The following is an 11461-nucleotide window of genomic DNA, read 5'->3' as shown; positions in this document are numbered from 1 at the left end:
AACATGGCAGTGGCCTTTTTCAACTTTATAAACCACGTTTATGAGTCAACTTCAATTGTAGTTACTACGAACAAAAAACCAACAGAATGGGCAAAAATGCTGGAGGATGAAGTCATTGCTACGGCACTGCTAGACAGGTTGCTTTTTAAGTGTGAAGTGGTTAACCTTACCGGAGAAAGTTTCAGGTTACAGAACCGGAAAACTTTCTTTGAAACATAAAAATATTAACCTACTTTTGAATCGGACTCTGTATTTGTTAGTGCCATTTTCTCTGCACCATTCTTGCCAAAAATACTGTATTCCTAATTACCAAAAACTCTGCATTCTATATTACCGACTACAAGCACAAAGTAAAAGGTAAAAGCTCTGAAATTAGTCTTGATACCCGATACTACGTACTTGATACTATTCTAAGTACAGAGTATTTAGTCGTTAGTATATAGACAAGATGCTTAGCTGCTAAAACGGCTAGTCGTTAGTACATACACGAGATCTCTAATCCAATTAAACGGCTCTGAAATTAGTCTTGATATCCGATACTAACTACTCGATACTATTTTAAGTACGCAGTATTTAGTCGTTAGTACATAGACAAGATCTCTAATCCAATTAAACGGCTCTGAAATCAATCTTGATACTCGATACTACCTACTCGATACTATTTTTAAGTACACAGTATTTAGTCGTTAGTATATAGACAAGATGCTTAGCTGCTAAAACGGCTCTGAAATTAGTCTTGATACCCGATACTAACTACTCGATACTATTTTTATGTACGGAGTATTTAGTCGTTAGTATATAGACAAGATGCTTAGCTCCTAAAACGGCTCTGAAATTAGTCTTGATACCCGATACTACCTACTTGATACTATTCTAAGTACAGAGTATTTAGTCGTTAGTATATAGACAAGATGCTTAGCTGCTAAAACGGCTAGTCGTTAGTAAATACACGAGATCTCTAATCCTATTAAACGGCTCTGGAATCAATCTTGATACTTGATACTAAATACTCGATACTATTTTATAATCATATTATCAATCAATCTTGTCGATCCAACTTTTGCAGCTACAAGTGCGACCAGGTTCTCTTCCTCTTTGTTTTGGGCAGGTTCAAGGTTGTTTCCGTTGGCTATAGTGAAATAATCAAGTTCTACGCCATCAATATCATTATAAAAGGCCTTAGCTTTTTCTTCAAGATCGGCTAAATTGTATTCCTGGAAATGATCTACTACAAATTGTAGCGACTTGCTGAGCACAAGAGAATGGATTCTATCTTGGGGAGATAAGTGGATGTTACGGCTACTCATGGCTAAGCCATCATCTTCTCGAATAATTGGGCAGGTAATGATTTCGATAGGCAATTTAAAATGAGCCAGCATGTTTTTAATCATGAGTACCTGTTGGAAATCTTTCTGTCCAAACATGGCAATATCGGGTTCAACTGCGTCAAAAAGCTTCTTCACAATTTGGGTTACCCCCTGATAATGTCCTTTCCTAAAGGCCCCTTCTAATAAAAATTCTGCTTTTCCAAGGTCAATGTGCCAATTTTCATCTTTTCCGTCGGGATACATTTCAGCTACATTGGGCATAAACACACCCTGGCAACCTGCTTCATTCAGCATGGCCAGATCGTGTTCTATTGGACGAGGATATTTCTCTAGGTCTTTTGGATCTGTAAATTGAGTAGGGTTAACAAATATACTGCAGATAATGATGTCAGCATGTTGTTGTGCCAGTTTGATCAATGAAATGTGCCCGTTGTGTAAGGCACCCATGGTAGGTACAAGGGCAATTTTCTTCCCTGTTTTTTTTAAAGGCGCCAAGTAATCTTTGAGCGCCGATTTGGTTTTAAAAATTTCCAATTTTGGCTTTCTAAATTAAAGGCGTAAAGGTGTAAATTAATCTAAACGAAAGCAAACAAATGCTTGCTATATTGATAAATAGTATTATTATTCTTATCTTTGCAGCTCATTATCTTTTATTTAACTTAATATTTTTTCAAAATATGGAGATGGCAAAAACGAAGCTGCTGATTGTTACACACGAGATGTCGCCTTTCCTCGAGCTTACTAAAATTTCTGAAATTACTCGCCAATTACCTCAAGCAATGCAAGAAAAAGGATTTGAAATCCGCATTTTGATGCCGAAGTTTGGGAACATTAACGAGAGAAGAAATCGTTTACACGAAGTAATACGCTTGTCTGGAATGAACATCATTATTGATGACAATGATAACCCTTTAATCATAAAGGTAGCTTCTATCCCGGCCGCACGTATGCAGGTTTATTTCTTGGATAATGAAGAATATTTTCAACGCAAGCAGGTATTCAGAGATGCTAGCGGAAAATTCTTTGATGACAACGATGAGCGTACAATCTTTTTCTGTAAAGGTGCGTTAGAAACGGTTAAAAAATTAGGCTGGGCCCCGGATATCGTTCATTGCCACGGCTGGATGAGTTCATTGGTTCCTGCTTATATTAAAACCACCTACAAAAATGACCCTACTTTCAAAAATTCGAGAGTAGTTTATTCTGTTTACGAAGATGGTTTTACAGAGAAATTAAATGCCGATTTTGCGAAGAAAGCTGTAATGGCTAATATGACTGAAGCAGACACCAAAGCGTTTGAACCTTCAGATATCAATAGCATGCATATTGGCGCTGTTACTCATGCTGATGCAGTTGTTCTGGGTGATGAAAACCTGGACAAAGATGTGTTAAAATTTGTTAAAGATTCCAATAAGCCAACATTAGCTTATAACTTAACCGAAAATTTTGAAAACTTCTATACTTTTTACGAAGAAATTTCAAATGATGAATTGGTTTCAGTTGCTTAATTAGGTATTATTAATTTATATATGAAATTTACTAAACAAGACTTATTAACCCTGTTGATAGGTCTTTTTCTTTTTGCATCGTGTAAAAATCCCGATGGTGTTGGTTTAGATGTTGATCCAGGTACTGCTATTCAAGGTACATTGGTTGATAATCAGGTCATTACTTCCCGAACAATACAGGAGTCTGCTATTACTTCAACTGCTGCACTTTCGGCACACCCACTTGGATATATTGTTGACCCTATTTTTGGAAAAACAGAGTCTAGCATTGCAATGACTGTAATACCGCCAAGCACAGCTCCCGATTTTGGAACTTCATCCACATTAGATTCTGCAGTATTGGTATTGAACTTAGGAAAACAATTTTATGGAGATACCACGACCTCAAGATATAGTATTGATGTGTATCAGTTAACCAATAAAATTACCAATTATAAGAGTTCTGATGTTCAGGCACATAATGCTACCTTGTTAGGTAATTTTAACAATAAAATTTACCCTAATACACCAATAAAGGTTTATGAAATTGTGGCGGCTAAGGCTGATACCTTAAGAACCATGACTGCTCAAATTAGGATTCCCCTGAACAAAGCTTTTATTCAGTCCAATATTTTAGGCCTGTCATCTACTGTAACCGCTTCCACACCTAAGTTTATTGATGCATTTAAAGGATTGTATGCTGAAGTAAATAAAACTTCTTCAACAGGTACTGGTGGTGTAGCCTTTATTGATTTTGCTGCTTCAAACTCTTATTTGCAGTTGGTTTATAAAAAGCCTAACACTTCCAATGGGATTGATACTTTATCTACAATTTTCCCAATAGGATCTGCAAATAGTAATGCCAGTATTGTTACATCAAATATTAAGCATGATTATACAGGTACGGATGTTAAAACGCAGTTGGATAATCCTTCAACACAATACACTGTGAATTATTTACAAGGGCTGGCTGGTTTAAAAACTAAAATCTCTTTTCCTAATCTAGCTAACTTTTCTAATACTTATGGAAAGGTTGTTGTGAACCGTGCTGAATTGGTTGTTCCTTTAAGCAATGCTACCTACGCCTATCCGTTTAGTGCTGCGCAAAGATTATCACTTTACAGATGGGATATAGCAGAACAACCAGCTCAATTGCCAGATCGCGAAACCTCAGCAACAGATCAAAGAGCTGGTACCTTAGGGACAAATACAATTACTGATGCTGTTTTTGGAGGTTATTATGATTCTGTACAAAACAGGTATGTATTTATTGTAACCAGTTACGTTCAGGATTTAATAGATAAAAAACTGGTAGATTATGGTACTTTCATCGCGCCAACTTCTTTAACAGAGTTTCAAATTACACCAACTGGTGCAATGGCTGGAAGATCTGTTATAGGTGCGAATACTAATACTACCAATAAGATGAAATTGAATATCTTCTATACTAAGATTAATTAGTCGAAGTAAAACGTTTAACTGAGCCTGTCAAATTTTGACAGGCTTTTTTTTTATCCAAAATTTTACAATGCGCTTTAAAACAAACGTTTGTTTTGTATATTCGGCCAATAAACAATCATCTTAAACATGTGTGGAATTGTAGGTTATATCGGCTATAGAGAAGCTTGGCCGATTGTATTAAAGGGTCTGAAAAGACTAGAATACCGCGGATATGATAGTGCTGGTATCGCGCTGATTAACGACAGCGGACAACATATATATAAAAAGGCGGGTAAAGTAGCCGTCTTGGAAGATTTTGCTGCAGATCAGGACAGAAGTGGTACAATTGGTATGGGACATACCCGATGGGCAACGCATGGTGTACCATCAGATCGCAATTCCCATCCGCATACTTCTAATAATGATAAATTAGCCATCATTCATAATGGTATCATAGAAAATTATGCTACGTTAAAGGAAGAGCTGATAGGTCGCGGACATCAATTTAAAAGTGATACCGATACTGAGGTTTTAATTCATTTAATCGAAGAGATTCAAAAAATAGAGCAAATTGATTTATTGGAGGCCGTACGTTTAGCTTTACATGAAGTTAGCGGAGCGTATGCAATCGTAATCATGGATAAAGAAAATCCAGATCAGTTAATTGCTGCGAGAAAGGGTAGTCCGATGGTTATTGGTGTAGGTAAAGGCGAATATTTTATCGCTTCAGATGCTACCCCTATCATTGAATATACTAAAAATGTAATTTATTTAAAGGATAATGAGATTGCTCTAGTTACTAAAAATGATCTATTAGTAAAGCAATTGGATAATGTTGTTCAAACACCATTGATTCAGGAGCTTGAGCTGAAATTGGAAATGCTGGAGAAAGGTGGTTTTGATCACTTTATGCTCAAAGAGATTTACGAGCAACCAAGATCGATAAGAGATTGTATGCGCGGCCGTATCTACCCGGAGGAAGGTAAAGTTCAGCTAGGTGGAATAAAAGAATTTGCAGATAAGCTTAAAAACATTGATAGAATTATCATTGTAGCCTGTGGAACTTCATGGCATGCTGGTCTTGTAGGCGAATATCTCATTGAAGAATATGCCAGAATCCCGGTTGAAGTTGAATATGCATCAGAATTCAGATATCGCAATCCGATTATTACTGAAAAAGATGTTGTTATTGCTATTTCACAGTCGGGTGAAACAGCAGATACCATGGCGGCTATTGAAATGGCAAAAGAGCGTGGTGCTACTATTTTCGGTATTTGTAATGTTGCCGGTGCTTCTATCCCTAGATTGTCTCATGCAGGGGTTTATACACACGCAGGACCAGAAATAGGTGTAGCATCAACAAAAGCTTTCACCGCTCAGGTTACGGTATTAACTTTAATGGCATTTTATATGGCACAACAACGTGGAGCCATTACAACTTCTAAACTTATCGAGCTTTTAACGGAACTAAATGAGATTCCGGATAAAATTCAAACCGCGCTCGAATCCAATGATATTATCAAAGAGGTTTCAGAAAAAATTAAAGATTCCAGAAACTGTTTATTCTTAGGTAGGGGTAGCGGATTTCCTGTGGCACTAGAGGGTGCTTTAAAGCTTAAGGAGATCTCTTATATTCATGCCGAAGGTTATCCTGCCGCCGAGATGAAGCACGGCCCTATCGCTTTAATTGACGAAGAAATGCCAGTAGTATTTATCGCTACTCAAAATTCATCTTACGAAAAGGTAATTAGTAACATTCAGGAGGTGAAAGCAAGAAAAGGAAAAGTGATTGCTATTGTAACCGAAGGTGATGTGGAAGTGAAGAAAATGGCAGATTACTGCATCGAAATTCCAGATGCAAATGAAGCATTTTTACCGCTTTTAGCCACCATACCTTTACAGCTACTGTCATACCACATTGCAGTAATGAGAGGTTGTAATGTAGATCAACCACGAAACTTAGCTAAGTCAGTTACAGTTGAATAAAACAAAAAAAGGCTTCAAATTTAAATTTGAAGCCTTTTTTATTAGTCTTACATTGCCTTTTTAAAACGGAAGGTCTCCATTTTCATCAGAGGGGCCTATGGTAAATTCATCCTCTATTTTAGTATCGTTAACCGGAGCAGCAATTGGAGTAGCACTTGGGCCTTGCTCAAAATCGCTTTTTCTACCCAGCATGGTGAAGTTCTCCGCAACAATTTCAGTTACATATTTTTTAACCTTCTCTTTATCTTCAAAAGACCTGGTTCTTAATTTTCCCTCAATATAAACAAGTTTTCCTTTCTGAAGATATTTTGAGGCTACTTCAGCAAGGCCTCGCCATAAAACAATATTATGCCATTCGGTCTGTTCTACTCTTTTTCCATCCTTGTTGTAAGTTTCTGATGTGGCTAATGGGAAGCTTGCAACGGTAACACCGCCCTCTAAATGACGTACTTCAGGGTCCTTGCCTAAGTGCCCTACTAAAATAACTTTGTTAATCCCAGACATAAATATTTTTGGTTAGTTTTTTAATTTCTAAATGGTTACACTTCGATGATTAGTTACTTCATCTTTTACTATGAAAGTATTCCTGAATAAAATCGTGAATAACTTTCGGTTGCGGCAACTCATCTAAGGTATCTAAAGAAACCCAATTAAGTTCCTTTCGCTTATTAAAGTTAAATATATAATTTTTTAATGCAAAAAATTGCAAGTGTATAATTTGGTGTGTTAAAATGTGTTTTTTGCTGGTAATATGTGTGAAAATTGCCGTGCTACCAAACTCCTCCTGAGCCCTTTTGGGAAATTCCTGGTCGAAAATGGTGACGGCTTCTGCTGTTTCTATTGATGGAAAATCATATAAATGCTGCCAGATATCTCCTGCCTGTCGTTCTCTGACCAGAATCTCATCATTGTTCTGAAGGATAAAGTAGTTAAAAAAACGATGTTTTTGCTTAATCTTTCCCAGTTTTACAGGGAGGTCTTTAACTTTTTGATTTTTAAAGGCAAAACAATCCATATTTATTGGGCATATGCCACAATTTGGCGATTTAGGTTTGCACTGGACTGCACCAAATTCCATGATAGCCTGGTTATATGTTGCCGGATCAGGTAAAAATAAAAGTTCATTTGCCAATTGAAAAAACTCTTTTTTTCCAGCGGGAGAGTTAATCGGAGTGGCGATACCGAAATATCTGGATAATACTCTAAATACGTTTCCATCTACTACTGCGCGTGGTTCGGCGGAAGAAAATGACGAGATTGCAGCAGCTGTATATTCACCAATACCCTTCAATTTTAAGAGCTCATCGTGTGACGTAGGGAAGATTCCTTTAAAGTTATTGACTACAATTTGTGCAGTAGCATGCATGTTTCTACCTCTGGAATAATAGCCCAATCCTTGCCAAAGTTTCAAAACCTGGGTCTCAGAAGCTGAAGCAAAATCAGAAACAGTAGGGAAATTTTCTAAAAATCGGTTGAAGTATGGCAGGCCTTGTTCAACCCTGGTTTGCTGGAGAATAATTTCTGATAACCAGATGGTATAAGCATCAGTAGTGTGCCTCCAGGGCAAATCTCGCTTGTTTGTTTGATACCAATTTATAAGTTCTTTTTGGAATGCCATTGTTGCAAATTACGGTGTTATTCTTGGTTTAATAAAAAAACTTGCATTTCGGTGATACGATGGCTGAGAAAAAAATCATCTTTTATTTTCCTATCTCATTAAAAAGCAATACTTTTGCAACCCCAAAACAGTTATAAATATTAAAACACAATATATATAAACAATAAAATATGACTAAGGCAGATATTATTTCAGAAATATCAACAAAAACCGGAATTGAGAAGGTTGATGTACAGGAAACAGTTGAGGCATTTTTCAAGGTTATTAAAACCAGCATGATCGGCGGAGAAAATGTTTACGTAAGAGGCTTCGGAAGCTTTGTTGTTAAGAAGAGAGCGCAGAAAACTGCAAGAAATATCTCAAAAAACACTGCAATAATTATCCCTGAACACTTTGTACCTAGCTTTAAACCAGCAAAAGTATTTGTAGACAAAGTGAAAAGTAATTCAAAAAAAATCAAAGTAGAAGCTTAAAATCTTAAGAAGTGAATAGCAGCATCAGATCAAAACAAATCATCATTATCGGAGCGATTTTATTGCTAGTTGCTTTTTTATTCACCAGAGATATAAAAGGTTTAGTTAAGCCGACAGAAGAAAATGGAAAAATGCCTGCTTCTGGCCAGATGGCCGAAGCGCAACAACCAGCTTCTTCTGCTTCTATTAGCATAGAAACTGCCTCAACAGCTGCGAAAAATATCATTAATAAGAATTTAGCTGCAGATATTACTGTTTTAGAAGGAAGTTTTAAAAATGCTGATGCGGCTGAAAAAATCGTATTTGCGAAACAATTGGCTCAGAAATGGGATGATGTGGAGCAGATTACACCTTCGGCGCTTTATTTAGAAGTAGTTGCACAAGGAGAGCCTACCGCAACAAATTGGTTGGCATCTGGAAACCGTTTCTTAAAAGCGTTTGAAAGCACACAAGATAGTGTTGCGCAGCCTGTTTTATTACAGAAAGCCAATACATCTTTTAAAAATGCTTTAGAGAAGGATCCTTCAAACATTGAAGCGAAAACAGGATTAGGCGTTACCATTGTAAACGGCTTAGGGGCACCAATGCAAGGAATTGCAATGTTGTTGGAAGTAGTTGCTAAGGAACCTAAGAACGTTAAAGCCAACATGAATTTAGGTATGTTCTCTATTAAATCGGGCCAGTTTGATAAAGCAATTCCGCGTTTTAATACCGTAATTGAAACCAAACCAAGTCCGGAGGCCTATTTTTACCTGGGTACTGCCCTGGAAAGTTTAGACCGGAATAAAGAAGCGGTAGACGCTTATTTGAAATCGAAAAAATTAGCTGCAAACCCAACACTGTCTTCGTTTATAGATAAGAAGGTTGCTGAACTAAAAAATAAAAATTAATAACAGATTAATAAAAACATTTAAAACTTAAAATTATGCCAAGCGGTAAAAAAAGAAAAAGACATAAAATGGCTACGCACAAACGGAAAAAACGTTTAAGAAAAAACAGACATAAGAAAAAATAATTTCTTATTTTGATATAGCTTGTTAAACCTCGCAGTTTCTACTGCGAGGTTTAAATACTTTTATATGATTTTAAATTATATGATTTAGGCTACATCAATGTTTTTCTTAATTACTATCCATTTGTTTAATAGGCGAAAGCCTTAAATCTGTAGCTGTTGGTAAAAGAATTAATTATCAATTCGACTCCTGCCGGAGTTACCATAGCGTTGATTGAAGACAAACAACTTGTTGAGCTTCATAAAGAACAAATCAATAATAATTACGCTGTAGGCGATATTTATTTGGGCCGCATAAAAAAGATTATGCCTGGTTTGAATGCTGCGTTTGTGGACGTTGGTTATGAAAAGGATGCTTTTTTGCATTATTTTGATTTGGGCCCTCAGGTACAATCTTTAATTAAGCTAACGAAGATCAAGCGTAATGGCTCGGTTACAGGCACATTATTAGATAATTTAAAACTCGAAGCTGATATTAATAAGGCCGGGAAAATATCTGATGTACTGTCTAAAAATATGCTCATACCGGTACAAATTGCCAAAGAGCCTATTTCAACCAAGGGTCCGCGTTTAAGTTCCGATCTATCAATTGCCGGCAGGTATGTGGTACTGGTGCCATTCTCCAATACCATATCCATATCTAAAAAGATAAAAAGTAATACGGAGCGTAATCGACTTAAGAAGATTATCGAAAGTATTAAACCTCAAAATTTTGGGGTAATTATCAGAACCGTTTCAGAAGGCAGAGGGGTTGCCGAGATGCAGAAAGATCTTTTAGATCTGATTGCCAAGTGGGAAAACTTCATCAAGAAACTTCCAACTGCCGAGCCTTCAAAGAGAGTTTGGGGCGAAATGGACAGATCATCTACGTTGATACGTGATATTCTGAATCCTGATTTTACAAACGTTTACGTAAGCACTCCAGAGCTTTACGATGATATCCGTTCTTATGTTCACGATATATCTCCCGAAATGGAGAAAATTGTGAAGTTATACAAGCAGAAAGAACCGATATACGATCATTTTGGAGTAGAAAAGCAAATCAAAAATGCTTTTGGCAAAACTGTAAACTTACCCGGTGGAGCCTACTTAGTTGTAGAACATACCGAAGCACTTCACGTTATAGATGTGAATAGTGGAAACCGCACTGCAAGTAAAGAGAATCAAGAAGATAATGCTTTACAGGTAAATAAGGAGGCGGCTAAAGAAATTGCCCGTCAGTTGCGCTTGCGTGATATGGGCGGTATTGTGGTAATCGATTTTATCGATATGCACAAGCCAGCAAACCGTAAGATATTATTTGATCATCTTCGGGAATTGATGTTGTTAGATAGAGCTAAGCATACGATTTTACCTCCAAGTAAGTTCGGTTTGGTTCAAATCACCAGACAACGTGTACGTCCGGAAATGAATATCGTGACGGTAGAAAAATGTCCAGCCTGCGACGGGACTGGAGAAATTAAAGCAAGTATTGTTTTAATGGATGATATTGAAAATAACCTCAATTATATTTTAAGAGAGCAAAATGAAAAAGGTATCACACTTTGTGTGCATCCTTACATTGAAGCCTTTATTACAAAAGGTATTTTCAGTTTACAACGCCGTTGGTTCTTTAAATATGGCCAATGGGTTAAAGTAAAAGCACAATCTTCATATTACTTAACCGAATTTCACTTTATCTCCTCAAAAGATGAAGAAATTAAGTTGTAAAGGAGATTAACATAAAAAGTTATTAAAGCCTGGTTTTTTATAAATCAGGCTTTTTTTTGTGGTGCGCCGGGCATGGCAATCGACTATAGGGTTAGAGTCCCGAACACGCTTTGCAGTAGGAAGTGTTAGCTAGAGACAAGGGTGTCGTGGGTGACTGCGAATCTGAAGGAAGTCCGCGGCAAATATGGGGGCTTACGAACAGAAACTGTATATAAGGCGGATTTAGTCCGGGTGATGTTGCCATACAAACAGAAGCCCAATACTGCACGGGGACTATTACGTAAATACAGGGGCCACATCCATAGGAAGTAGATTGTTTTACCCCGGGAGATCTGAATGAGTTCTGTCAAGAGTAAGCGCGATTACAGGAGAAGAAACATTTATCAGAGATGCTAAATGCCTCAATC

At 37.0% G+C, this 11461-nt stretch carries 10 protein-coding genes; 7 read left to right on the top strand and 3 right to left on the bottom strand.

Annotation, left to right across the window (positions count from 1 at the left end; translation table 11 throughout):
• Positions 1-219 (top strand): ATP-binding protein (locus BMX11_RS23640; protein WP_175474663.1); only part of this gene is annotated, 219 nt, incomplete at its 5' end.
• 797 nt (positions 220-1016) lie between these two features.
• Here the strand turns inward: BMX11_RS23640 and panC are convergent.
• Positions 1017-1862: a pantoate--beta-alanine ligase gene (gene panC, locus BMX11_RS23635; RefSeq protein WP_090889949.1), complete on the bottom strand. Its 846-nt coding sequence runs from the start codon at positions 1860-1862 to the stop codon at positions 1017-1019.
• 149 nt (positions 1863-2011) lie between these two features.
• Here panC and BMX11_RS23630 point away from each other — a divergent pair, with 149 nt between their 5' ends.
• From BMX11_RS23630 to glmS, 3 genes are all read left to right on the top strand, one after another.
• On the top strand, positions 2012-2836 hold the full coding sequence (locus BMX11_RS23630) for a glycogen/starch synthase (protein ID WP_090889953.1): 825 nt from the start codon (positions 2012-2014) through the stop codon (positions 2834-2836).
• 21 nt (positions 2837-2857) lie between these two features.
• Positions 2858-4276 (top strand): DUF4270 domain-containing protein, encoded by a 1419-nt coding sequence (locus tag BMX11_RS23625; RefSeq protein WP_090889944.1) that lies wholly within the window; start codon positions 2858-2860, stop codon positions 4274-4276.
• A 126-nt stretch (positions 4277-4402) separates the two neighbouring features.
• Complete coding sequence (glmS, locus tag BMX11_RS23620; RefSeq protein ID WP_090889941.1) at positions 4403-6241, top strand: glutamine--fructose-6-phosphate transaminase (isomerizing); 1839 nt, start codon at positions 4403-4405, stop codon at positions 6239-6241.
• A 60-nt stretch (positions 6242-6301) separates the two neighbouring features.
• Here the strand turns inward: glmS and BMX11_RS23615 are convergent, their stop codons facing one another.
• Together BMX11_RS23615 and mutY are read right to left on the bottom strand one after the other, a co-directional pair.
• Entirely contained in the window at positions 6302-6745 is a 444-nt protein-coding gene (locus tag BMX11_RS23615) for a single-stranded DNA-binding protein (RefSeq protein ID WP_090889939.1), read from the bottom strand.
• A 58-nt stretch (positions 6746-6803) separates the two neighbouring features.
• Positions 6804-7859, bottom strand: coding sequence for an A/G-specific adenine glycosylase (mutY, locus tag BMX11_RS23610; RefSeq protein ID WP_090889936.1), 1056 nt, complete (start codon positions 7857-7859; stop codon positions 6804-6806).
• Between the two features lie 170 nt (positions 7860-8029).
• Here mutY and BMX11_RS23605 point away from each other — a divergent pair, with 170 nt between their 5' ends.
• From BMX11_RS23605 to BMX11_RS23595, 3 genes are all read left to right on the top strand, one after another.
• Complete coding sequence (locus BMX11_RS23605; protein WP_055909222.1) at positions 8030-8332, top strand: HU family DNA-binding protein; 303 nt, start codon at positions 8030-8032, stop codon at positions 8330-8332.
• 11 nt (positions 8333-8343) lie between these two features.
• Entirely contained in the window at positions 8344-9222 is an 879-nt protein-coding gene (locus BMX11_RS23600) for a tetratricopeptide repeat protein (RefSeq protein WP_090889934.1), read from the top strand.
• 281 nt (positions 9223-9503) lie between these two features.
• Positions 9504-11054 carry an Rne/Rng family ribonuclease gene (locus BMX11_RS23595; protein ID WP_090889932.1) on the top strand — a complete coding sequence of 517 codons (1551 nt, stop codon included), beginning with the start codon at positions 9504-9506 and terminating at the stop codon, positions 11052-11054.
• The last annotated feature ends 407 nt before the right edge of the window (positions 11055-11461 follow it).

The sequence above is a fragment of the Pedobacter rhizosphaerae genome (assembly GCF_900111155.1).
Classification (GTDB): Bacteria; Bacteroidota; Bacteroidia; order Sphingobacteriales; family Sphingobacteriaceae; genus Pedobacter; species Pedobacter rhizosphaerae.
This window is presented reverse-complemented; position numbering and strand designations above follow the sequence as displayed.